General features: G+C 66.1%; 24 protein-coding genes. 12 read left to right on the top strand and 12 right to left on the bottom strand.

Features of this window, described 5'->3' with window-relative positions; all coding sequences use genetic code 11:
• Positions 1-6: 6 nt before the first annotated feature.
• The 6 genes from MELE44368_RS22500 (at position 7) to MELE44368_RS22475 (ending at position 4,673) form a co-directional block, all read left to right on the top strand.
• Positions 7-666 carry a hypothetical protein gene (locus MELE44368_RS22500; RefSeq protein ID WP_128110539.1) on the top strand — a complete coding sequence of 220 codons (660 nt, stop codon included), beginning with the start codon at positions 7-9 and terminating at the stop codon, positions 664-666.
• A gap of 21 nt (positions 667-687) precedes the next feature.
• Positions 688-1,107: a hypothetical protein gene (locus MELE44368_RS22495; RefSeq protein ID WP_276050519.1), complete on the top strand. Its 420-nt coding sequence runs from the start codon at positions 688-690 to the stop codon at positions 1,105-1,107.
• A gap of 1 nt (position 1,108) precedes the next feature.
• Positions 1,109-1,702: an SDR family oxidoreductase gene (locus tag MELE44368_RS22490; RefSeq protein ID WP_128110522.1), complete on the top strand. Its 594-nt coding sequence runs from the start codon at positions 1,109-1,111 to the stop codon at positions 1,700-1,702.
• Entirely contained in the window at positions 1,699-2,457 is a 759-nt protein-coding gene (locus MELE44368_RS22485) for an SDR family NAD(P)-dependent oxidoreductase (protein ID WP_128110521.1), read from the top strand. The genes MELE44368_RS22490 and MELE44368_RS22485 overlap by 4 nt, the downstream gene beginning before the upstream one ends.
• 11 nt (positions 2,458-2,468) lie before the next feature.
• Positions 2,469-3,356 carry a TIGR03619 family F420-dependent LLM class oxidoreductase gene (locus MELE44368_RS22480; protein ID WP_128110520.1) on the top strand — a complete coding sequence of 296 codons (888 nt, stop codon included), beginning with the start codon at positions 2,469-2,471 and terminating at the stop codon, positions 3,354-3,356.
• A gap of 138 nt (positions 3,357-3,494) precedes the next feature.
• Complete coding sequence (locus tag MELE44368_RS22475; RefSeq protein WP_128110519.1) at positions 3,495-4,673, top strand: amidohydrolase family protein; 1,179 nt, start codon at positions 3,495-3,497, stop codon at positions 4,671-4,673.
• A gap of 52 nt (positions 4,674-4,725) precedes the next feature.
• On the opposite strand, the gene MELE44368_RS27220 is transcribed toward MELE44368_RS22475, so the two are convergent.
• The 5 genes from MELE44368_RS27220 to MELE44368_RS22450 all read right to left on the bottom strand — a co-directional run bounded on the left by MELE44368_RS27220 (position 4,726) and on the right by MELE44368_RS22450 (position 8,544).
• Complete coding sequence (locus MELE44368_RS27220; RefSeq protein WP_241566732.1) at positions 4,726-5,067, bottom strand: nuclear transport factor 2-like protein; 342 nt, start codon at positions 5,065-5,067, stop codon at positions 4,726-4,728.
• 225 nt (positions 5,068-5,292) lie between these two features.
• Entirely contained in the window at positions 5,293-6,249 is a 957-nt protein-coding gene (locus MELE44368_RS22465; RefSeq protein ID WP_128110518.1) for an LLM class flavin-dependent oxidoreductase, read from the bottom strand.
• Positions 6,249-7,097, bottom strand: coding sequence for an SDR family NAD(P)-dependent oxidoreductase (locus MELE44368_RS22460; RefSeq protein ID WP_128110517.1), 849 nt, complete (start codon positions 7,095-7,097; stop codon positions 6,249-6,251). Before MELE44368_RS22460 ends, MELE44368_RS22465 begins: the two co-directional genes overlap by 1 nt.
• Positions 7,094-7,495 (bottom strand): nuclear transport factor 2 family protein, encoded by a 402-nt coding sequence (locus MELE44368_RS22455; protein WP_128110516.1) that lies wholly within the window; start codon positions 7,493-7,495, stop codon positions 7,094-7,096. The genes MELE44368_RS22460 and MELE44368_RS22455 overlap by 4 nt, the downstream gene beginning before the upstream one ends.
• Complete coding sequence (locus MELE44368_RS22450; protein ID WP_128110515.1) at positions 7,492-8,544, bottom strand: zinc-binding dehydrogenase; 1,053 nt, start codon at positions 8,542-8,544, stop codon at positions 7,492-7,494. The genes MELE44368_RS22455 and MELE44368_RS22450 overlap by 4 nt, the downstream gene beginning before the upstream one ends.
• Before the next feature lie 96 nt (positions 8,545-8,640).
• Between MELE44368_RS22450 and MELE44368_RS22445 the strand changes: the two genes are divergently transcribed.
• Positions 8,641-9,528: an IclR family transcriptional regulator gene (locus MELE44368_RS22445; protein ID WP_128110514.1), complete on the top strand. Its 888-nt coding sequence runs from the start codon at positions 8,641-8,643 to the stop codon at positions 9,526-9,528.
• On the opposite strand, the gene MELE44368_RS22440 is transcribed toward MELE44368_RS22445, so the two are convergent.
• From MELE44368_RS22440 to MELE44368_RS22425, 4 genes are read right to left on the bottom strand one after another with little or no spacing between them, the layout of a single operon-like run.
• Entirely contained in the window at positions 9,491-11,026 is a 1,536-nt protein-coding gene (locus MELE44368_RS22440) for a class I adenylate-forming enzyme family protein (RefSeq protein WP_128110513.1), read from the bottom strand. The two genes, MELE44368_RS22445 and MELE44368_RS22440, sit on opposite strands and share 38 nt — an antisense overlap.
• On the bottom strand, positions 11,026-12,222 hold the full coding sequence (locus tag MELE44368_RS22435) for an acyl-CoA dehydrogenase family protein (RefSeq protein WP_128110512.1): 1,197 nt from the start codon (positions 12,220-12,222) through the stop codon (positions 11,026-11,028). The genes MELE44368_RS22440 and MELE44368_RS22435 overlap by 1 nt, the downstream gene beginning before the upstream one ends.
• Positions 12,219-13,199 carry an acyl-CoA dehydrogenase family protein gene (locus MELE44368_RS22430; protein WP_128110511.1) on the bottom strand — a complete coding sequence of 327 codons (981 nt, stop codon included), beginning with the start codon at positions 13,197-13,199 and terminating at the stop codon, positions 12,219-12,221. The genes MELE44368_RS22435 and MELE44368_RS22430 overlap by 4 nt, the downstream gene beginning before the upstream one ends.
• Before the next feature lie 6 nt (positions 13,200-13,205).
• Positions 13,206-14,399, bottom strand: coding sequence for an amidohydrolase family protein (locus MELE44368_RS22425; protein ID WP_128110510.1), 1,194 nt, complete (start codon positions 14,397-14,399; stop codon positions 13,206-13,208).
• Between the two features lie 207 nt (positions 14,400-14,606).
• On the opposite strand from MELE44368_RS22425, the gene MELE44368_RS22420 reads away from it, so the two are divergent.
• On the top strand, positions 14,607-15,725 hold the full coding sequence (locus MELE44368_RS22420; RefSeq protein ID WP_241566731.1) for an acyl-CoA dehydrogenase family protein: 1,119 nt from the start codon (positions 14,607-14,609) through the stop codon (positions 15,723-15,725).
• Positions 15,726-15,752: 27 nt separating this feature from the next.
• Positions 15,753-16,655, top strand: coding sequence for a TIGR03619 family F420-dependent LLM class oxidoreductase (locus MELE44368_RS22415; RefSeq protein ID WP_128110509.1), 903 nt, complete (start codon positions 15,753-15,755; stop codon positions 16,653-16,655).
• On the opposite strand, the gene MELE44368_RS22410 is transcribed toward MELE44368_RS22415, so the two are convergent.
• Positions 16,645-17,082, bottom strand: coding sequence for a nuclear transport factor 2 family protein (locus MELE44368_RS22410; RefSeq protein ID WP_128110508.1), 438 nt, complete (start codon positions 17,080-17,082; stop codon positions 16,645-16,647). The two genes, MELE44368_RS22415 and MELE44368_RS22410, sit on opposite strands and share 11 nt — an antisense overlap.
• 49 nt (positions 17,083-17,131) lie before the next feature.
• On the opposite strand from MELE44368_RS22410, the gene MELE44368_RS22405 reads away from it, so the two are divergent.
• From MELE44368_RS22405 to MELE44368_RS22395, 3 genes are all read left to right on the top strand, one after another.
• The gene (locus MELE44368_RS22405) at positions 17,132-17,767 is read left to right on the top strand and encodes a cysteine hydrolase family protein (protein WP_128110507.1); all 636 of its coding nucleotides are present in this window, start codon (positions 17,132-17,134) and stop codon (positions 17,765-17,767) included.
• Between the two features lie 91 nt (positions 17,768-17,858).
• Positions 17,859-19,055 carry an amidohydrolase family protein gene (locus MELE44368_RS22400; protein ID WP_128110506.1) on the top strand — a complete coding sequence of 399 codons (1,197 nt, stop codon included), beginning with the start codon at positions 17,859-17,861 and terminating at the stop codon, positions 19,053-19,055.
• Positions 19,052-19,525: a MaoC family dehydratase gene (locus MELE44368_RS22395; protein WP_128110505.1), complete on the top strand. Its 474-nt coding sequence runs from the start codon at positions 19,052-19,054 to the stop codon at positions 19,523-19,525. The genes MELE44368_RS22400 and MELE44368_RS22395 overlap by 4 nt, the downstream gene beginning before the upstream one ends.
• A 99-nt stretch (positions 19,526-19,624) precedes the next feature.
• On the opposite strand, the gene MELE44368_RS22390 is transcribed toward MELE44368_RS22395, so the two are convergent.
• Positions 19,625-22,024: a CaiB/BaiF CoA transferase family protein gene (locus MELE44368_RS22390; RefSeq protein ID WP_128110504.1), complete on the bottom strand. Its 2,400-nt coding sequence runs from the start codon at positions 22,022-22,024 to the stop codon at positions 19,625-19,627.
• Positions 22,021-23,478, bottom strand: coding sequence for an aldehyde dehydrogenase family protein (locus MELE44368_RS22385; RefSeq protein ID WP_206613835.1), 1,458 nt, complete (start codon positions 23,476-23,478; stop codon positions 22,021-22,023). Before MELE44368_RS22385 ends, MELE44368_RS22390 begins: the two co-directional genes overlap by 4 nt.
• Positions 23,479-23,576: the final 98 nt, after the last annotated feature.

Raw genomic sequence — 23,576 nt, 5'->3', positions numbered from 1 at the left:
CTCACCATGGACGACCACGAGGCGCAGACACGCGCTGCGCAGCGCCGCGCCGATCGCTGGTGTATCGCCGGCACCGCGCTCATGGGCACCCTCGTCCTCGGTCTCATCGGTCTGCCGGTGTTCTGTCGCGGCATCTACCTGTTGCGGAAGGCCCAGCGCGAAGGCTTGTCGGTCCGGCCGATGATGGTGACACTGATCGGATACGTCATCATCCTCGACGCCGCGCTGAACAGCATCGGTTGGGCCCTCGACCTGTTCGCCAACCACGCCCTGATCACCCGCACGGTCTTCACCGCATGGGGCAACCTCATCGACGCGGGCTACTTCTGGCACTACAACGAACTCTGGATCGGCGGCGCCGGCGCCCCCGGCGAGAAGGCGTGGGTGATGGTCTGCGTGCTCATCGCGTTTCCCATGCGGATCGCCGCCGCGATCGCCCTGCTGCAGATGAAACGCTGGGGCCACCAATGGACGATCGTGACGTGCTGGTTCGGCGTGATCGTCTGGACCGGCTACATCCTCAACATGACGATGTACGCCGACGTCCGCTACACGGCGGTCGGATTGCCGGTTTTCGGATGGTGGGCGTTCAACATCTTCTACATCACGCCGTTCCTCGCCATTCCGTACCTCCACACCGTCAACCGCGAGATCTTCTCCGACTAAGGCAGCCGAGAAAGGACCACCATGGCCAACTCCGCTGTGGAGCCAAAGGATTCGGCAGAATCGCTGCCGCTGGGCACCACCCCGACCTGGGCGCGGATGCACAAGTGGCTCAAACGTGGGCTGTACGTCTGCCTGTTCGGCCTCGTCATCGAGGGGTCGCTGACCGTGCCGGTGATGGCGATCTGGTACGGGTGGCCGACGCTGTCGCTGACCGAGATCTGCAGCGAGCTCCTGAAGGTGCGCTTCTCCGACGACAGCCTCGAATGCCAACAGCCCTACCCGATCGGGGGGCCACCTTTCGGTGGGGCACCTGAAGCGGCCGGCCAACAGACGGCACGCGACGAGTGGGGCATTCAGCCCAAGCCGAGGTACGAGAGTGTCGGGTTTCGCGAGCTGATCACCATCCGCGAAGCGCGGATGGCACAGCAGCCGGGTGGGTGACATGGCCCCGTCGACGGTGGTCCTGGGCCCGGACGACGGACTGTCCGGCACGCTGGCGAGCGAGCTCGACGCGATCACCGTCGCCCGCGAGGGCGAGCTGCCGCCCGGGATCACGGGCGCGGTCATCGTCGCCGACCCTTGCCCGCAGCCCGTCGAAACGGTGATGGTCGACGGGAACGACTGGCGTCGCCTCGTCGACGACTCAATGTGGCGCATGCTCACCGCGCTGCAACGCGTGCGGTCGGCCCTGGCCACCGACGGAGGCCGCATCGTCGTCGTGATCCCGACCATCGGAATTGCGGGTGCCGCCGGGCTCCTCGCGTACACCACCGCGATCGAGGGGATCCGCGCGATGGTGAAATCAGCTGCCCGGCAATGGTCTTCCTCAGGAATTGGGGTCAATCTCGTGGCCACGCCGCTGTCACTGTTCGGCGACGGGACCGCCGCCGGTCATCTCACCGTCGCAGCCGTCACCGACGATTCGACCTTGATGCGCACGGTCGCCGAGTCGGTGAAGTTCCTGCTGCGGCCGGGCCTCGACCACCTCGCCGGCGAGACCGTCGTCGCCGATGGAGGTTCGGTGATGCTGCCGTGAGCCTGGAGGGGTTGACGGCGCTGGTCACCGGTGCCGGTGCCGGGGTGGGACGCGGCATCGCGCTGGCTCTCGCCGCCGAGGGAGCCCACGTCGTCGTCGCCACCAGATCCGACAACGGACGGGACGTGGTGGACGAGATCGGCGCACGCGGTCGTCGTGCCACCTGGGCACGTTGCGACGTGACCGACCCCGAAGCGGTGGACGGGGCCGTCGACCTCGCCGTGACCACCACCGGGCGGCTCGACGCCGTCGTGCACAACGCAACAAGCAATCTGTCCAGCCAACCGCACCAGCTGGCCGACGTCGACCACGCACTGTGGACCGACCACTTCTCGGTGTCGCTGAGCGGAGCCCACCACTGCGCCTTATCGGCGTTCCCCGCGCTCAAGGAGCGCGGCGGGACGTTCGTCGTGATGACCTCGCCTGCGGGTATCGAGGGCAGCGCGACCCTGCCGCTCTACGCCACGATGAAGGGGGCGCTGCGCGGCTTCGGCAAAAGCCTGGCGCGGGAATGGGCGCCGCACGGCATCACGGTCAACATCGTGTCGCCCCTGGCATATTCACCCGCCATGACCGCCGCGATCAAGGCGGAGCCCGCCATGGAAGAGCGCCTCGCACGCCGAATCCCGCTGGGCCGCATCGGGGACCCGGAACACGACATCGGCGCCACTGTCGCCTTCCTCGTCGGCCCACAGGCGCGCTACGTCACCGGACAGACCCTGGGCATCGACGGCGGCCACTACATGAATCCGTAGGGGGCAGCGCCATGGAGACGGGCCTTGTCCTGCCACACACAGGACCCTCGGCATCCCCGTCGTTTCTTCAGGATTTCGCGCAGGCTGCGGAAGGCCACAAGTTCCGCCGGCTGTGGGCCGTCGACCACCTCGTGCTGCCTGAGCACGTCACCTCGCTGTACATGCTGGGCCGAGAACCCACCCCGGTCGCCGATGGTTGGCTCGCCGAGAACCTCGCACCGAACTACGAGATGATGACGACGCTGGCGTGGGTTGCGGGCCGGACGACGACCATCGGGCTGGGCACGTCGGTTGCGGTGCTTCCGTTGCGCAACCCTGTCGCCAACGCCAGGCAACCGGCGACGCTGGATGCCTTGTCGGGCGGGCGGTTGACCTACGGGGCCGGTATCGGCTGGCTGCGCGAGGAGGCCACGGCGATGGGTATGCCGTGGGACCGTCGCGGCGCTCGCGCCGAGGAGCACATCGCGTTGTTGCGCAAGCTGTGGTGCGCACATGAGCCCTACGTCGAATTCCACGGAGAATTCTACGATTTTGCTCCCATGGACCCGCGTCCGCAGCCCGTCCAACGTCCCATACCGATCCTGGTCGGCGGACACTCCGCCAAGGCGATCGACCGTGCGGCGCGCATCGGGGACGGGTGGATCGCCGCGCCGACGTCGGTCACCCGGCTGACCGACCTCGTCACGGCGCTGCGACGGGCAGCGGAGACACACGGCCGATCGCCCGACACTCTGTACACGGTCGCGTCTACCGCGTATGACGACGCCCGTTCATTCGCCGAGACCTGCGGCGCCGTCCGTCGACTCGGCATCGATCATCTGCAAATCGTGATACCGGGCGACGAACCGCGCCGCATCATCGACTGCCTGCCGCACGTCGCGGCGGTTGCCGGCCAGTGAAGCAAGCACTCGATCCGGGTACGCTCGATACCGACCGAGAATGTATCCTCTCGTTTTAGGATAATGACGCTACCGCGTCGTAGCGCAGCCGTTGCCGGACACATCTGTGCCGGAGACAGCGACTGAGAGGAACCGACGATGACCGAGGCCAAGACGTTCGAGGTGTGGGACGCCGACAACCACATGTACGAGACCATCGACGCCTACACGCGCTATCTGCCGGAGAAGTACTCGGAGGCGTTGAAGTTCGTCGACATCAACGGCCGCAAGAAGCTTCAGATCCTCGGCACCGTCACCGAGTGCATCCCGAATCCGACCTATGAGGTGATCCCGACGCCGGGTGCCTGGTCCGACTACTTTCGAGGCATCAACCCGGACGGCAAGTCGCTGCGTGAGCTTGCCAACCCGATCAGGTGCCCCGACGAGTTCCGCCGGCCGGACCTGCGGCTTGCACTGATGGACCGCCAGGGCGTCGACGGCGCGGTGATGTTCCCGACCACGGCGGGGATGCTCGAAGAACGCACGAAGTCGGATACCGAACTGACCCACGCGGTGACGCATGCCTTCAACCGCTGGCTGCTCGAGGACTGGACGTTCAACTACGAGAACCGAATCTTCCCCGTCCCGGCGATCTCGCTCAACGATCCCGCTCTCGGTGTCCAAGAGCTTGAGTGGTGTCTGGAAAACGGCGCCCGGACGGTGCTGATCCGGCCGGCAGCCGTGCCTCGTGAGGACGGCACGTCACGCTCATCAGCGCTGCCGGAGTTCGACGACTTCTGGCGTTTGGTGGAGTCGTCGGGAATCTCGGTGCAGATGCACAATTCGGACTCCGGGTACGAGCGCTACGTCGACGACTGGGAGGACGCCGCGGAGTTCAACGGGTTCGCGTTGAGCAAGTTGCGCGGGTTCATCTACGAGGAGAGCAGGAACATCTTCGACACCCTCGCGGCATTCATCGCGCACGGGGTGTTCGAACGCTTTCCCGGCGTGCGCATCGGCGTTGTCGAGAACGGCGGCTCCTGGGCGTACCGCCTGCTGGACGTGTTCGACCGGGTGTATCGCAAGAGGCCCAAAGATTTCGACGAGCATCCGGCTGACGTCTTTCGCAGGCACGTCTGGATCAATCCGTTTCACGAGGAGGACATGTCGCAGCTCGTCGAGCTTCTCGGCGCCGATCGCGTGATGTTCGGCTCCGATTACCCCCATCCCGAAGGCCTCGCGGAGCCCGCGGACTTCGTCAAGGAACTCGAAGATCTGCCGGCCGAGACCACGGCCCGCGTGATGGGTCGCAACCTCAAGGAGCTGATCGGGCTCTAACCGGGTTCGACTGCATGGGGTGAGGAACTCCTGGCGCCGCCGGAGTGATCGTTCATCGCGCGCCCGCGCCGCCCTCACGCAAGAAGTTGACCGTGTAGTTCTGGTAGGTCACCCCTTCGGGACCGAGCCCGATGAGCTCGAGGAACGGGTTCCAGTCGGCGGTGTCGACGAACCAGTCCCAGCGGGCGATACGCCCGTCCGCGTCGGTCCAGATGTAGTCCCACTCTCGCAATTGCAGCCTCGTCCCGTCGGCGAGCGTCCCCGCATAGGTGTCGCAGGACGAGAAGCCCCAGTCTCCAGCGACACATTCGAACGGGCTGACGAGGCGGTAGTCCGGCATGTGCTTCCACCACATTCGCCACTCGGGGGTGAGAATGTCGCCGTCGGGGCGCATGCTCGGCCATGGCCGCCACCACCTCATCCGACAGGATGTCGGTAACCGATTGAGGGACGCCGTCGTTGAACAGCGGGCTCATCATCGTGTAGTTCGGGGCCCAGATGAACTCTTCACCGAACGTGACTGACGATCCCGCTCAACGGCTTTCGCATATCCCTCCCACTTCGCGAAGGCGATTCTCTCGTGCAGGGCCACCCGATCCTCGGTCATGTCTGTTCCCATTCACTGGCTCAGTTCGACGAATCTCTTGAAGTACCGCCACGCAATGTCGGGTGGTATGCCACCACAAAGCGGACTGATGTTGAACACTTCACCTGCGGCAAGTCGAGCCTTCGCTTCATCGACCGACAGGATCACATGCGACGACGTCTGGCGAAGCTCGTCGACGGTCTTAGCGGTGGTGATGTTGGCCGACACGGTGTTGTCAGGGTTCCAATCCGCGTACGCCATCGCATCGTGGAGAAGGTACTTGCCGATCTCGTCCCAGGCGGCGTCGACATCGTCGGCGACGAAACAGTTGGTGGCGGCGTCGCGGTCGGGGATCAACATGAAGCCGGGCTCAAACCCGTTGTCGCGGCAGGCCTTCTCATAAGCCTCCTGCATACCGGGTACCCCGCCGTTGGCAAGGAGCCCGAGGCCGTTCCGCCCGGCGCGCCGAGCGGCAGCGAGGCTGGCCCCACCCCAGCTCATAATGGGCCCATCCGGTGTGCGAGGTCGTGGTGTCGTCTTCATCCGCCGACCGTCGTACTCGACTTCCTCACCGGCCAACAGACGGCGCAACAAGCCCAGCTTCTGGTCCGCGATCCTTCCGCGCTCGGACAACGACAGGCCGAAGTGGTCGTACTCCTGTGCGCGGTAACCGATTCCGAACACATAGGTGGCCCGACCGCCGCTGATGTGGTCCAGTACCGACATATCCTCGGCCAGACGTGCCACGTCATAGAAGGGGAGGAGAATCACCAAATTCAGCATGAGCTGCTTGGTCCGGGCGGCGATCGCCGAGCCCAGCAGCAAGGGCGACGGTAGATAACCGTCGTCGGCACAGTGATGTTCGCACAACACCGCCGCGACACAACCTCGGGTTTCCGCCCATTCCGCCATGTCGCAGGCTGCGGCGTACAACTCCGTCGGCGGGGCTCCGATCGACGGCGCGCGCATGTCGAAGCGAAGAGTGAACATCATGTCGGAGTGTCTGCCTCTGCGGACTGATCGGGGCCCATCACGGCGGCGGTGGCTTCCATGATCAGTTTCACCACATCGTTTCTCGTCATCGTCCCGAACAGCGCACCAGCCATGCGAACGTCATCCGTAGCCAGATAGGTAGGGCCGTTACCGAGATTGTCAAAGGCGTCCCGCACGACATCCGCCGCGGGGGTGGCGCCAGGTGGCACGTCGTCCAACGAGGCGATCTGCCCTCGGCTGTGCTCGATCCGGCGCAGCGCCGGCGTATCCGTCTTACCGAGGACGAGGCCGACCACATCGACACCGGTGCCGCGCAACTCAGCCCACAAGCCTTCGGCGAACACCATGTCGAAGGCCTTGGTCCCGCCGTAGACGACCATGTTGCGACCGCCGGCCAGCGCCGCCCCCGATGTGAAGATGACGATTCCACCACGGCCGCGCTCCACCATCGGTGGTGCGTAGTGGTGACACAGCCGCATCATCACCAAGCAGTTGCGCTGCAGTAGCGCTTCAGCTTCGCAGATCTGCGTCGTGAGGAACCTCTTGTAATTCGGATCGCCGCCGGCGCAGTAGACCAACATGCCGACCTCGATGTCGGCGGTGGCATCGGTGATGGCTACCGACGCGTCGGGTTCGGTGAGGTCGACCACCAGTGTCCGGGTCTCGGCGTCGGTGCGCTCGTGAATGCGTCGGGCCACTTCGTCGAGTAGGTGTTGCCGACGAGCGACGAGCACGACGTTCACGCCCTCGTCCGCGAGCCGCTCGGCAAACAACGCGCCAACGCCGTCGGACGCGCCCACCACGATCGCCCACGCCCCGTACTTGGCTGCGAAGTCTTCGGTCACGGCGCCGGCACCGCAGCCAGTCGAACCGAGGTATACGCACGACGGGCGATGCGCCAGCCGTCCGCGGTCCGTACAGCGTGATCGTCGTAGTATCCGACTGGATTCGCGCCTGTCCCGTCTTCGAGCAGGATCAGGGCGTCGACATACGTGCGCAATGTCGCGCTGTCACCATTGATGTCGACGGCCTGATTCGTGATCCGGTGCATGGTATGAGCGGCCATGACGTGCGCCGCCGCCATGAACTCGGCGACCTCGCCACCTCCCGTCCACTGACCGATATCGCCGTAGTCCACTTGGGCATCTTCGGTGAAAACCTCTGTGAGCAATGAGTATCGCCGGTTGTCGATGGCGGTGGCGTAGCGAATCGTCAGCTCGACGAGCTCGTCTCGATCACTCATATGCTGTCCCCGTTCGGGTGCACGATGATCCGCGGCGGTCCGTCTGATCTGCGCGCCTCGTCGAGTGCGCTGGGCACGTCATCAAGGCCGATGATCCTGCCGACGCTGGGCATCGGGTCGAGGCGGCCATCGACAACCGCGTCGAGTACGCCGTACCAGTCCTCCGGCATCGGCCCGCCGCCGAAACGCAGCGTCAATCCTTGGCGGGTCGCTTCGGTGATGTCCAGTGTGTCCCCCGTATACCAACCGCCTGCGCAATAGATGCGGGTGTAGAACTCCGCCTCTGTGACGAGTGAGTTGATGAGGCCCGGGGCTCCGACGCATTCGAACACCACCGCCGTACCGGACATGTGGTGTTGCAGGCGCACATCGCGGAAGACGTCGAACACGGACCGTTCGGCAGGATCGTGCAGGACGTGCGCGCCGAATCCGGAGCGCGCCAGTTCGCGTCGGTCCGCGTTGTAGTCGGAGACGATGATCGGTTCGACGCCGCGAGCAGACAACGCCGCGACCGCCGACAGGCCGATGGCGCCAGCGCCGACGACGATCGGGATCTCCCCGGGTTGAACGTCGGCGACACGGACGTAGTACTCGCCGACAGCGAAGGCGTCGACGAGGGCGATCGCGTCACTGGATACGGGCCCGTCGATGACCCTTGCGGTCGCCTCCGACACGACGAGTAACTCACCGAAGCTGCCCTGTGCCTCGGGATGCTGGCCGATGATGCGCAGACCACCGGTTCCGCCGTCCACCAACCGGATAGGCATGGAGGTCACCCGGGATCCGATCGAAAACTTGTCACCACAGCCGGGACCGTGTCCGATCACCTCGCCGACGAATTCGTGGCCCATGACGATGTCGCGGTCGGCGTCGTACAGCGATCGACCCGTCGGATCGTCGATCGCGAGTTCTGGATGGTCCATGAAATGGACATCGGACGCGCAGATCGCGGTGCTCAGCGTCTTCAACAGCAGGTCGTTCGGACCCGGGACCGGGTCGGCCGTCTCACGAACGGTCAATTCGCCGGCACGCAATACGACTGCACGCAATGGACGCAACCTTCGCCAGCTGATAATCTCGAATATCCGAGATTAGTTCTTCGTATTTCAGAATCACCGTAGAATCCGGCCGAAAAGGAGTCAAGGGTGCAGGGGGCCGGTTCAGCGCCGACCGAGCGGGTGCTCGACATCATCGAGATCCTCAGCCGCACTGACGCTCGTGGAATGCGGTTCTCCGACGTCGTGCGACGACTCGACCTCTCCCAGGGAACCGCTCATGCCATCCTGACGAGCCTTCAGAACCGCGGGTGGGTCACCCGCGATCCCGTATCCAAAGAGTTCAATCTCGGCCCGGCGCTGGCCCTCATCGCGTCCCGCCTAGACGCCGAGCGTCCGACCGCCGCGGTCGCACGCGGTGCCATCCGGCGTCTCGCCGAGAAGACCGGCATGGCGGCCTCAGTGGTCGAGCGCATCGGAGACGACCTCGTTATCACCGCGTTCGAAAACCCGTCGAATTCGCCGCCGGCGGCCCTTCCGAATGATCGGATCCCGTACGCACCGCCTTTCGGACTCGCTTGTGCTGCTTGGGATTCCGTGGCTGAGCAGGAGGCATGGGTGCAACGCGGCGCAGCGGGCGACGCGTCTCTGGCGGAGCGTCTACGCGCGGCGTTGACGCACACCCGCGGCCGTGGTTACGACGTCGACTGGATGACTCCGGCACTCGCGGAGGCGGCGCACGCCATCGGCACGCTGTCGGATGACTCCGTACCGGGAAATCTGCGGTCGGTTGTCGACCAGCTCCGAGTCGAGTTCATCGCTACCAAGATGCTGCCCGATGAAAGCCTCCGCGGCGCGCACTCGGTCGCCACGATCTCGGCTCCCGTGCTCGACTCCAACTCCCGAGTGCAACTGATCCTGAGTGTGCACCCGCTACGCCGGATGACTGTCCGCGAAACACGCACCGCGGCCGAGCCGCTGTTGCAGGAGATCGCACGCATCAGCGAGGAGCGAAGCGCGCACGCAACTCGTTCTTGAGTACCTTTCCGGTGAGGTTGCGCGGCAATGCTTCCACCAGCTCGAGCCGCTCCGGTGACTTGTGTTTACTCAAACCCGAGTTCTGACAGTGCTTTGCGAGATCGGACAGCGTGATGTCGGAGGTCGCCACGACCACCGCGCACACCCGTTCGCCGGTACGGGGATCCGGCACACCGATGACCGCGACGTCGGCAACCGCCGGGTGGCTCGCCAAAACACCCTCGATCTCCAGCGCGGAGATGTTCTCGGCGTTGCGGATGATGGCGTCTTTGATGCGCCCGGTGATCGCGACGTTGCCGTCGGCGTCGATACGGCCCCGGTCACCGCTGCGAAACCAGCCGTCGGCGTCGAACGCATCGGCGTCCAGCGACGCATCGACGTAGCCGAGGAAACACTGGGGTCCCTTGAGGCGCAGCTCGCCTTCCTCCCCTACCCTCACTTCGCGCTCGTTGTCGTCGACCACCCGGATGGCTACGCCGGGAACGGGTTGCCCGACGGTGTGATCCAGAACCTCCGGTTTACCGTCCGGCGGCGGCGAGGTCACCACCGGGAACTCGGTCAGCCCCCACGAGTTCGCGATCCCGGCCACCGAAAGCGTCTCGCGCACTTGTCGTCCCAGCTCGGGCGTGATCGGCGCGCCGCCTCCGACACACCCGCGCAGATCGGGAAACAGTGGTTCGGCGCCGTGCTCGCGCTGCGCAGCCATGTAGGCGACGAAGAAGGGCGTTGCCGAACCGAGCATCGTCGGGCGGTGCGCGGCGACCGCCTTCGGGGTGTGGACCGGATCGAAGGCGTCGAACAGCACCAGGCGCATACCGGTCAGCAGGCTGGCGGCCAGCATCGCGGCGCCGCCGATGTGCGAGACCGGAAACGCGATCGGGTTGATGTCGCTGCTCGACGCGCCGAACATGCCGACCACCCCTGCCGATCCGGCGATCACCGAGCGATCACAGTGCCGGATGCCTTTCGGCGCCGCGGTCGTGCCCGAGGAGTAGTAGACCCACCGCGCTTCCTCGCCCGACGCCGGCGGCGGCGGTAGCAGCGCAGGATCCGCCGATGGCAGCCGAAGGTCCCCCGCGATCGGCGTGTCGTGGTCGACCACCACGATCGTCATCGGCCGTTCGCGCGTCAACTCCTCGGCGAGCGCGACGTGGTCGAATCCGCGCCACACCCCGGGAACGACGAACACCTCGGTACCGAGCTGCTCTGTCACGAAACGGATTTCGCTCTGGCGCCAGATCGGCAACACAGGATTCTGTACCGCGCCGAGCCTGGTCAGCGCCACCATCACGACCATCGTCTCCAGCGTGGTCGGCAACTGCCACGTCACCACGGTGCCCGCGGTGACCCCACGTTCGGACAGCGCGGCAGCGGTGCGCTCCGCCGCGTCGCGCAACTGACTGCTCGTCAGGCTGCGACCGTAGTCGTCGACGAGAACGACGCGGTCGGGATGCCTCCGCGCCCCGGCCTCGACCAGCCCCCAGTAGGTTTGCGCCATCAGCGCGTCGGCAGCAGCAGTCGTCGTTTGGCCAGAATGTTGCGCATCATCTCAGAGCTGCCGCCGGACACGGTGTATGCACGAGACCACAGCCAGCATTCTTTCAGACGCTGTTTGGCCTGCGCCACATCCGGATCCGCGACCGTGCAGACCATTGCCGACAGCTGCGCGCCGTAGGCCGAAACCCGGTGGTATGTCTCAGCGAAGCTGAGCTTGGCGATCGAACCATCGCCCGTCTGCTCGGCACCGGCCACCATCCGTTCGACATGGTCATCGATGAAGGCCTTGGCCACCTCGACCTCGACGGCCAACTCGGCGACCTGATGCCGGATGTCTTCGTGCTGCAGCGCTGGCATGCCGTCGATGCGGCCGTGTCGCGCCACCGTGACCAGGTCGTCGATCAGCAGCTCGAGCAGGATGACGTTGCCGCCGATGCCGAAGCGTTCGAAATCCAGGCCCGCCATGATGATCGACCAGCCCTGCCCGGGCTCGCCGATCAAGCTGTCGGCAGCCAGCGTCACACCGTCGAAGAAGACCTCGTTGACCTCGATCGCCTCGTTGATCGTGCGGATCGGACGGACCTCGATGCCCGGTGCGGTCAACGGCACGACGAACGCCGACAGCCCGTGGTGACGCGAGGACGACGGATCGGTGCGTACCAGCGCCAAACCCATGTCGGCCCAGTGCCCGTCGGTGATCCACGTCTTCTGCCCGTCGATCACCCATGACCCGTCGGGCTGCCGGGTGCCCTTGCAGCGCACGGCGGCGATGTCGCTGCCCGCATCGGGCTCGCTGAGCAACTGGCACCACACATGCTCGCTGCTCCGGATCCGCGGCAGCAGCGCGGATTTCTGTTCATCGGAGCCGAAATGCAGCAGCACGTGTGCCGCCAGGTTGACCTGGTCGACGGGCCGTGGCGCGCGGGCCCGCAGAATCTCCTCGGAGACGATCCGGTCGTGCAGCGGGTGGTGGTCCGCACGTCCGCCGTACTCGACCGGCCAGTCCCCACCGACGAAACCGGCATCGAACAACGACGCGAACCAGGTGCGCAGTCGCGCTTCCTGCTCGGCGGTCACGGGCGCACGATGGCCCTCGCGGGCCTCGAACGGCGGCGCGTGCTCGGCGATGTGCGCTTTGACGCGGTCGCGGAACCCGGCCAGCTCGGCCTCGGTCGGCCGGGCGGTCGCGGCGCTCACCACCCGGCCCCCGCCGCGAACAGCGCCCGACTGGAGCGCGCCGTGCCGAGCAGGTACCCATTGGTGAACACCCGCCGCAGGTCATGATGCAGCGGGTACTCCCAGGTGAACCCGATGCCGCCCGAGAGTTGCATGCACTCGTCGACGGCGGCGGTGGCGTTGGCCGCGACGAACGCGTGCGCCACGGCGGACAGCCCCACCCCCGTCGCGGCCTCCGACGCCAGCGCGCGGGCCGCCTTGGTGAGCACCGCGCGCGCCTTGGCCTCGAAGACCAGCAACTCCACCAGACGGTGTTGTACCGCCTGGAAACTCGCGATCGGCGCACCGAACGCGATCCGATCCTTGAGGTAGGCGACCAGCCGCTCGAACGCCGCCGACAGCGCGCCCAGCGAGTCCGCGCTGAGCAGGACCCTGGCCAACGCGAGGAGCTGCTGCGCACGCTCGGGTCCACCGATCTGCACGCTGTCCGCTCCGGCGAGCTCCACACGCCATACCGGACGGTTGACGTCCAGCAGCTCGTCGTCGAGCTCGCGCCGCAGGCTGCCCGCCCCTTCGAACAGCCGAATCCCGTTGCCGTCGAACGTGACGATGACGTCGACCGCATCCGCACGCACCACGCGGGTGACATCCCCGAACAGGGCACACGCCGCCGTGCCGGTTCCGTCGAGCATCGGGGGTAACCATCGATTACGGACGTCGACCGGCGCCGAGCTCAACGCCGCCGCGGCCGTGACGCAGCCGAGCCACTGCGTCGAGTTGCCGGCGCGTCCGAGTTCCTCGGCGATCACCGTCGTCTCGACCGGACGCCACCCGCTGCCGCCGAGATCCTCCTCGACCAGCAGACCGGTCCAGTCCATCGCCGCAAGATCTTTGAGTGAATCCTGCGTGTCGCATCCGGTCAGGAAGGCGCGCGCCGCACCACGAACCAGTTCGATGTCGACGGCATCGTCGAGGGCGGCATCTCCCTCAGTGCTCACCTCCGGTCAGCTCCGCAGCAACAGCTCTTCGGCGTTGCCGCGCATGATGCGCCGCTTCGCCGCATCGTCGAGCGGATCGAGCAGCTTGACGAAGTCCGCCGGTTCGGCCAGCCCTTCGGCGTGCGGGAAATCCGAACCCATCACCAGGACGTCGTCGTAACCGAGGCTGCTGACGATGCCTGGGATGTCGTCCTCCGGGTACGGCACCACGCGGACATGCCTGCGGAAGATGGCCGACGGCCGCTCGGTCAACTTGCCGCCGATCCACGGGCCGTTGCGGCCCATTCCCCTGCTCTTGTCCATGTGCTTGACGAAATACGGCACCCACTCGGCGCCGTGCTCGGCGACCAGCGCGTTGAGCTTCGGGAAGCGGCCGAACAGGTTGTCGAAGATCAGCGCAGAGAGCGTGTCCTCGATCGGCCGCTGCCCGTAGATGTTCATCCACTGCCACGCCGACATGTGCCAGGACGCCGGGTCGGGGTTGTGTCCCCATGCGGGTGAGATCGCGGTGAAGTACCAGAACGGCATGATGTGGTACACCAGCACGCAGCCGGCCTCTTCGAGCCGCGCGTAGACCGGGTCGAAGTACGGGTCGCCCGGCGACCGCCCGTAGGCGGGGCCCGTCGGCAGCATCACGAACTTGGCGCCCGCGGCGATGATCGCCTCCGTCTCGGCCACTGCGGAATCGAGGTCGCGCAGCGACACCAGCGCGGTCGCGTAGATGCGGTCCTCGAAGTTGAAGCCCCACTCCTCGTCGATCCAGCGGTTGAACGACCGCAGGTTGGCGTACAGCGCAGCGGTGTCGTCGACGTAGTGTTCGGCGGCCAGCGCCATCCCGCTGGGATAGATCACCATCCGCTCGACGTTCTGCTTGGCCATCACCGCCAGCCGGGCCGAACGTTCGATGTACTCGGGTTGCATGGGCTGCGGTTCGTAGGACTCCTCGGGGTTGCCCGAACCCATCTGGCGCAGCATCTCCTTGAGCGAACCCGGGCGGTACGCCACGTCCAGGCCGAGGCCACCTTCGCTGTTGAACGTTGCCACCCGGCGACCTGCGAGAATCACCTCCACACCGTCGGCGCCCCGCACGGTCGTGATCGCGCGGTCCTTGAACTCTTCGGGCAGATACCGGGTGAACGCGTCCCGTGTCTCGTAGCAGTGCGTATCGCAGTCAATGATGCCGTAGTCGAGGGTGGTCACCGCGCCGCTCCTTAGTTGCGAGAATGCTTATTCTCTCATTCAGGAAAAGATACTATCCTCGATCGGTAATGCCTATCCCCGGGATGTCTCCAATCGGTGCGGTCGCTGTCGGACGGGTCACCTCGATGGTGGTCACCGCCTCGCCCGTGTGGAAGGAAAACATGGCTGCACCAACGAAATTGGCCGCAGCTGACCAAGGCGGTCGGCGTGTCCACAGCTGACGGGGTTGATGTCGGCGACCTCCGCGAAGCGGTCCGCGATTTTCTTGCCGCCCGATCGTCGAGCAGTGCCGTGCGGGCTGTGATGGATTCGCCGGCAGGCTACGACGAGGGGGTCTGGCGCGAGCTCACCGCCGACCTCGGCCTGGCCGCGATCGCGGTACCGGAGGAGTTCGGGGGCGCCGCGGCGGGCATGCGGGAGCTGGCAGTCGTCTTCGAGGAGATGGGCGCGGCGCTGCTGTGCGCGCCGTTCTTCGCCACGGTCGCCTTGGCGATCCCGACGCTGCTCGGCAGCGGAGACGCGATCGCGATGAGCGAGTACCTACCCTCGCTCGTCGACGGTTCGAAAACCGCCACGGTCGTTCTCAACGGGACTCTCGATGCCTGGGATCCCGACGCGGTGACGTTGACGGCGCGCAGCGACGGGATCGGCTACCGGCTCTACGGAGACGCGGATCGGGTTATCGACGGGCACACGGCGAATATCATTCTGGCCGCGGCGAATACGGACGCGGGCATCTCTCTGGTCGCGGTCAGTGCGGACGCCGACGGGCTCACCCGCGAGCCACTGGCAACGCTCGACCGTACGCGCAAGGTGGCGAAGCTGAGCTTCGACGGCGTTCCCGCCCGCCTCATCGGCGCCGACGGTGGCGCGACGGCCGGCCTGGAGCGGGCATACCACGTCGCGATCGTCGCACTCGCCGCCGAACAGGTGGGTGCGGCGCAACGCTGCCTTGACATGGCCGTGCGCTACGCCAAAGAACGGATCCAGTTCGGGCGCGCCATCGGCAGCTTTCAGGCCGTCAAGCACCGTTGCGCGGACATGCTCGTACTGGTGGAGGGCGCCCGGTCCGCGTTACAGCACGCCGCCGAGGTTCCCGACGGTGAACAGCGGGCTGTGGCGGCATCGGTGGCCAAGATGGCCTGCTCGGAGGCGTTCCTCCAGGTGGCACTGGACAACATGCGCATCCACGGTGGCATCGGGTTCACCTGGGAGCACGACGCACACCTCTACGTCCGTCGCGCGAAAGCCACCCAGTTGATCTTCGGCAGCCCCGACTACCACGCCCAACGCCTGGCCACCCTGGTCACCACATCAAGCCACTAGATCAAGCCACTAGCCGGAAGGACGACGATGCCCGTTTCGTACTCGCTTGAACTGCCCACCCAACGGGTGGAGGCCGTGCCCGAGTTCGTCACCGCCGAAGCGATTGCGGAGATCGCCCGCGTCGCCGAGGCCAACGGATACGCCGCGGTGCACGTCACCGACCACCCGGCACCCGACGCGAAGTGGCTCGACCACGGCGGACACCACGCGCTGGACCCGTTCGTCGCGTTGTCGTTCGCTGCCGCGGCCACCACCGACGTGAAACTGCTGACCAACGTCTACATCGCCGCGTACCGCAACCCCTTCCTGGGCGCGAAGTCGATCCACAGCCTTGCCGTACTGTCCGGGGGCAGGCTCATCCTCGGCACGGCAGCCGGCTATCTCAAGCCCGAATTCAAGGCGCTGGGAGTCGATTTCGACAACCGCGGAGCATTGCTCGACGAAGCGCTCGACGTGCTGGCCAAGGTGATGACCGGTGAGGACACCGCCTATGAGGGCACGTCGTTCAACGCGCGCGGAGTCCGGCTGCGACCGGTTCCTGTGGCTACTCCACCGATCTGGGTGGGCGGTAACAGCAAACCCGCCGTGCGGCGCGCGGTGTCACGTGCCCAAGGCTGGGCACCGTTCAACACCTTCGGCTACGCGACGGCGTCGCGCACCGCGGAAATCTCCACGCTCGAGGAACTGGAGGCGGCGATCGGGTGGGCCAAGAAGTACGCAGCCGAGATCGGTCGCACCGAGCCGCTGGACATCTGTTTCTCGGCGGGCACCATGCTCGACGACAGCAGATCGACCGACGAACGCCACGCCACCATCGCGAAACTCGAGGCGATGGGCGTGACGTGGCTGACCATCGCCCCCCAGGGCGCCAACCGCGCCGAAGTCCTCGAACGCGCACATGCGTTCGCCGAGGAGTTCATCACCGCATGAGGCTGTCGGCGGCGAAGCCGTCGACACCGATTCGCCGGTGTGCGAACAACCACCGCCCGTTGACCGGTATCAGGACATCGCGATAGCGGCCCCAGTGGTCGAGCCCGACGTCGGTGTGCACCGCGAAGTAGCTGCTGACCTCGACACGATCCCGCGCGACCGCGCCGAAGCGAATGCTCGAAACGTGATGGCGGACGTGCGACGGAGCTCGCTTGGCCGCACTCGGCTCCTGGGCGATCGCCGCACCGAGACCCGCTTCGATGGCCGCGGGCCCCGTCAGCGGTTCGGTACCGCCGCTGAATTCCAGGACACCGTCGGGCGCGAAACACTGCGCCAGCGAGTGAAGGTCGAAACGATCGGTGGCCGCGGTGTAGTCGGACAGCGTCTGACGAACAGACTCCCGTACCTCCAGCTCCCAGCTGTCCATCTGCACTCCTGTAAACATAAATTGCCGACTCACGATAACGTGTGTTCTCATGCCGCAACCAAGCCTGCTCGACCTGATCAATCCAGCTACCACCGCACTGGTCACCCAGGAGTGCCAGGGCGGGGTGATCGGCCCGCAAGCCGGCCTGCCGATGCTCGCCGAGGAGGCGCGTCGCGAGGCGATCCCGAACATCGCCAGGCTGCTCGACGCCGCGCGCGCGGCCGGCGTCACGGTGGTGCACTGCCTGATTCAGAGGCGCCCCGACAACCGCGGGGCCAACACCAATGCCAGGCTGTTCATGGCGGGCAAGTCTTTTCCCGCCGACTTGACGCCGGGAAGTCCCGGCGCCTCCCTGCTACCCGAGCTCGGCGAGGACCCCGGCGACATCGTGCTGACCCGCCTACACGGTGTCGGACCAATGACCGGGACGGACCTCGACTCCGTGCTGCGCAACATGAACATCAAGACGATTGTGGGAGTGGGTGTTTCGGTCAACGTCGCGATCACCAACTTCGCCATGGACGCCGTCAACCGGAGTTACCAGTTCGTGCTACCGCGCGATGCGGTGAGCGGATATCCCCGCGAGTATGCGGAGTCGGTCATCGACAACACGTTGGCCCTGCTCGCGACGGTGACCACGACCGACGCGGTGGTGCAGGCGTGGACGGAACTGGCCGCCACCTAACCCCGCTCTGGATGTAGCCCGAGCTTTGGTGATAACGTCATTCTCAATAACCGTAAACGGTCATATTCGCTGCTCTGAGGAGGTCGGCCACATGTCTACCCGGTCCCTGCCGTATCCGGTCTTCGACATCGACAACCACATGTACGAGACGACGGACGCCCTCACCAAGTACCTGCCGAAGGAACACAAGGGCAAGGTCGGCTACGTCGACGTCAACGGGCGGCCCAAGCTCGTCGTCAAGGACCGCATCAGCCACATGATCCCCAACCCGACGTTCGAACGGGTGGCACGGCCGGGCAGCGCCGAGGACTACTTCCTCGGAAACAACCCCGAGGGGTTGAACTTTCGCGAATTCATCGGTGAGCCCATGGATATCATTCCCGCCTACCAGTCACCGACACCTCGACTGGAACTCATGGACGAACTGGGTATCGACCAGTGCGTGATGTACCCGACCCTCGCCAGCCTCATCGAGGAGCGCACCACCGACGACGTCGTCCTGACCCACGCGATCATCCATGCCCTCAACGAGTGGATGCATGAACACTGGACCTTCAACTACCAGGACCGCATCTTCGCCACCCCGGTGATCTGCCTCCCACTGGTCGATGAGGCGATCAAGGAGTTCCACTGGTGTCTCGAGCGCGGTATGAAGACCTTCCTGGTGCGACCCGCACCGGTGCCGAGCCGGTTCGGCGGCTCGCGATCCATGGGGCTGCCCGAATTCGACCCCTTCTGGGAGGAAGTGGTCAAGGCGGGCGTGCCGGTGACCTTTCACGCCGCCGACAGCGGCTACCAGAAGCACCTCATGGAATGGGAGGGCGGTGACGAGTACCTGTCCTTCAAGCCCAGCGCACTGCGCGAGGTGGTGATGGGGTTCCGGGCCATGGAGGACACCCTGGCGGCGCTGATCTGCCACGGCGCCCTGTCCCGCTTCCCGGACCTCAAGGTACTCGTCGTGGAGAACGGCAGCGGTTGGGTGCGCAACCTTTTGCGTCTGCTCGACAAGGCGTACCGGACGATGCCGAAAGAGTTCGACGAGCACCCCGTCGACGTCTTCAAGCGCAACGTCTACATCCACCCGTTCCTCGAGGACGACGTGAAAGGGATCGTCGACATCATGGGTGAGGATCACGTGATGTTCGGCTCCGACTTCCCCCATCCAGAAGGTATCGGCGACCCGCTGAGCTTCGTCGACCGGCTGGAGGGGTTGCCGGAGACGGTCAAGGCGAAGATCATGGGCGGCAACGCCATCGAGCAACTGGGGCTCCAACGGGTTCCGGCATGACGCGGACAACCGCTTCGCCGACGGAGTACGACGGCATCGCCGGCTTCGAGGCGCACGTCGGCGAGCACCTGGGGTACAGCGAATGGCGCAAGGTCACCCAGAAGGAGATCGACCTGTTCGCCGAGGCGACCGGTGACCACCAGTGGATCCACGTCGACGCTGAGAAGGCGGCGAAAGGGCCCTACGGCAAGACGATTGCCCACGGCTATCTCACACTGTCGTTGGTGCCCATTCTCGTCCAACAGATCTACAAGGTGACCGGCTTGTCCATGCAGGTGAACTACGGCGTGGACAAGCTGCGGTTCCCGGCGCCCGTGCCGGTCGACTCACGCATCCGCGCGGGTGCCGAGCTGATCAAGGTGGACCGCACCGACAACGGCGCCAGGGCCACGGTGCGGGTCACCGTGGAGGTCGAGGGGTCCGAGCGGCCGGCCTGTGTGGTCGACACCATCGCCGCGATGGTCGAGTAGACCCGTTCCCGACCCGTGCACCCTCCCCGCGAGCAGACGCCAAAACCCCCAAAGTGACGCACTTTTGGGGGTTTTCGCGTCTGCTCGCCACAGGGGACGTCAGGCGTTCAGCAGCCGTTCGCCGATGACCTGCCGCTCACGCAGGGCCGCAATCTCGGCCGGCGTCAGGCCCAGCTCGCCGAGCACCTCGTCGTTGTGCTGACCCAGCGTCGGCGACGGCGAACGGTGATGGCGTGAGGGCCCCGGGGTGATCCGAAACGGCCAGCCCGGGAAGCGCTGTCGCCCGGCGATGCGATGATCGAGATCCTCGTAGAATCCCCGCGCGTCGAGTTGATCGACGTCGTACATCCGATCGCCGGTCATCAGTCGCTGCGCGGGCACACCGCGCTGCAGCAGCGCTTCGGCGAAATCCTCGGCCGACCGCGTCGCGGCGCATCCGGCGATCAGCTCGTCGAGCTCGTCGTGATGCGCCAACCGGGCATCCGTCGAGACGAACCTGGGGTCGTCACGCAGCTCGGGGCGACCGATGACCTCGGCGACCGCGGCCCAATCGGTGTCATCCCGCACCGAAACCGCGACCCAATCGTCTTCCCCTTGCGCACGGTAGACACCTTGCGCGTAGTCGCGGTGCCGATTGCCCAAACGTTCCCGCACAAGTTTTGTCATCGAATACTCGATGACCGGTTCGGCGGTGACCGCGGCTCCGACCTCGATCTGAGCCACTTCGATCAGCTGCCCCTCGCCTGTCCGGCGCCGATGCTCGAGCGCGGCGAGCAACGCCACCGTCGCATGCACGCCCGCGATCGGATCGGCCGGGCCCTGCAGGTTGCACGGCGGACCGTCGGCATATCCGGTGACCGCCGACATCCCCGCCAGCTGTTCGATGTTCAAGGCCCAACCGACATAATCGCGCCACGGGCCCTCCAGGCCGAAGCCGGGCATGCGGACCATGATCACCCGGGGGTTGATCTTCGCCAGCGAGTCGTAGTCCAACCCGAACTGTTCGACCACCCGGGGCGAGAAGTTCTCGATCACCACGTCAGCCTCGGCCGCCAGCCGCAACGCCAGCTCTCGGCCGGTGTCGCTGCCGAGGTCGAGAGTGACGTCGCGCTTGTTCAGGTTGGTGCCCTGCCACAACGGCCCGATCTCGTACCAGTCGTCGCTGCTGCGCAGCAGAGAGCCCGAGTACCGATGCCCGTCGGGACGCTGGATCGACTCGACCTTGATCACGTCGGCACCGAACGCGCCGAGGTAGCACGTCAGATACGCCCCCGCCCAGAAGGTGCTGAGGTCGAACACTTTCAGCCCGGTGAACGGACGCGCCGCATCGGCAGCCCTCTCACCCGGGTGCCCCGCGTCCCGCTGTCCGCGGGTCTCCCACCGCACGGCGTCGGCCGTGCCGAGGACCGGCGCCGGCCCCGGCGCGGGCACCGGCGTCTTCGACAACCGGAAAGGCGCGCCGGGACGTTGGAAGCGCGCACCATCGGGGCCCGCCTCGACGAAGAAGTCGCGCTCGCGGTACTGCGGGCAGTCCAGGATCGAGGATCCGTCGTTGATCGGAGCGGCCGGAATTCGCATGGCCTGGCTCAATTCCACCAGTTCGGCGACCGGCATCGAATCCAGCCAGGGCTGTGCCTTCGCGAAGAACTCGTCACGCTCCGGACCGCCCAGCATGATGGCGAGTTGATGTTCGCCGAACTCCGGCAGCCCCATCATCGCGCACACGTCCAGCCAGTGCTGCCCGGTCAGGCAGTTGATTCCGATCCAGCCGTCGGCTGCCCGAACGATGCCGAGCATCGGCGCGGCCTTCGAGTTCGTCGGCAGCCCCATGCTTTTCAGCCGCTCAGCAAGCAACATCGGATACGGCAATGTGCTCAACAGCGACTCGAAAGCCGAGACGTCGGCTTCCACCACCCGGCCCTGCTCCGCGTCGGAGATACGCAGCGCGGTCAGCGCCGCGAGTGCCGCATAGCCCCCGACGATGTACTCGGGTATGCGCGCGCCGGCTTGTACCGGTGCCCGGCCGAACTCGCGGGTGTTGACCCATCCTGACGCGGCCTGCAGCGTCAGCGGTGTCGACGGTAGCGACCGCCGCGGGCCGTCCTGGCCGTAGTCGGAGACCCTGACGACCACGAGGTCGGGGTTGAGCTGTTGCAGCGACTCACGGTCGAGTCCCCATTCGAACCGGTCGGCCGACCCGGCGGGCAGATCCTCGACCAGCACGTCGGCCTGCGCGATCAGCTCGTGAGCTCGCGCCAGACCCGATGATGTCCCGAGATCGACTGTCAGACCGTGTTTTCCGGCGTTCAAGTACTCGAACAGCCCGCCGCGCCGCGGTGCGCCGTCGTGGAACGGACCCCATCTGCGCAGCGGATCACCATGCGGTGACTCGATCTTGCACACCTCGGCACCGAGGTCATTGAGAAGCTTCGTGCAGTACGGCGCCGCGATCTCGCTGCCCAGCTCGACGACCCGCAGTCCGGCCAGGGCTTCGCTCACGCCGGAACCCCGATTGCCTTGGGCTCCATATAGGCCCGCAAGCCCATCACCCCGCCCTCACGGCCGATGCCGCTCTGCTTGAAGCCGCCGAAGGGCGCGTCGCCGGGAATGGTGCCGTTGATCGACACCTGCCCGGTCCTGATGCGCCGCGCGACCCCGAGCGCCCGATCGACATCGGTACCCCACACCGCACCGCCGAGCCCGTAGGCGGAGTCGTTGGCGATGGCCACGGCCTCGTCGTCGCCACGATAGCGCAGCACCGTCAACACCGGACCGAAGACCTCCTCCTGCGCGATGTAGGAGTCGGCGCTGGTGTCGGTCAGGATTGTCGGCTCGAAATAGAATCCACCCGAGGCACTTTCGTGACGCACACCGCCGGTCACCACCTTCGAGCCGTCGGATTCGGCGCGCCGGACGAAACCCTCGACGCGCTCCAGATGCTGCCTGCTGATCAGCGGTCCCATCGTCACCCCGTCGTCGGTGGGGTCGCCGACCGTCACCGCGCGCGCGAGCTCGGCGAGCCGGTCGACGACCTCGTCGTGCAGCGCGTCGGGCACCACCAGCCGGCTGTTGAGGATGCACGCCTGCCCCGCGTGCAGCGTGCAGCCCTCGAACAACAACCGCTCAAGCAGCTCGTCGGTGAGCTCCACATCGTCGAGCAGCACGCAGGCCGACTTGCCACCGCATTCCAGCAGGACCCGCTTCATCGTCGTCGCCGCGCCGGCCATCACATCGCGGCCGACCGACGAGCTACCGGTGAAGCTCACCATGTCCACGCGTGGGTCGAGGGTCAGCAGCCTGCTGGCGTCAAGCCCGGTCGGGGTGACGACGTTCACGACGCCGGGGGGAATATCGGTCTCCTCCAGGATGATTTGCGCGAGCGCCAGGCCGGCCAGCGGTGTGAGAGGCGAAGGCTTGAGGACGAGGGTGTTGCCCGCGGCCAGCGCTGCGCCCAGCTTCATCACGTTCAGGGTGTGCGGGAAGTTCCAGGGTGTCATGGCCGCGACGACGCCAAGGGGCTCGTAGCGCAACAGCGTCGTGCCCGCCGCGCCCCATGCGTCCATGGGCGCTTCAGCCGGCTCGAGCGCCAGTTCGGCGGCGTGGCCGACCATGAAGGCGGGCCCGTCGACGTGGATCAGTCGTTCGTTTGCTGTGCATCCCCACTCGGCCTGGGCCAGCGCGTAGATCTCGTCACCTCGGGCGAGCAGCGCATCGCTCAACTGCTGCAAACAGCGCGCCCGTTCCTCCGGCGCCGCCGATGCCCACGGGCCGCTGTCGAAAGCGGTCCGCGCGGCGGCGATGGCCTGTTCGACCTGTGCGGTGCCGGCGTCAGGCGCGGTCGCGATGACCGTTTCGGTGGCCGGATCGATCACGTCGTACCGGCCGCTGTCCGGCGCCACCCAACCGCCGTCGATGAACAGGTCATAGCTGTCGACAAGGCTGGACGCGGCCATCAGATCACTGGACCTTCCCGGTTCTCCGCCTGATGGTGACCACCGTCCCAGTCAGGCACACGCTGTCCGACATCAGTGACATGTGTGTACACCGCTTC

The sequence above is a fragment of the Mycolicibacterium elephantis DSM 44368 genome (assembly GCF_004014805.1).
Taxonomy (GTDB): domain Bacteria; phylum Actinomycetota; class Actinomycetes; order Mycobacteriales; family Mycobacteriaceae; genus Mycobacterium; species Mycobacterium elephantis.
This window is presented reverse-complemented; position numbering and strand designations above follow the sequence as displayed.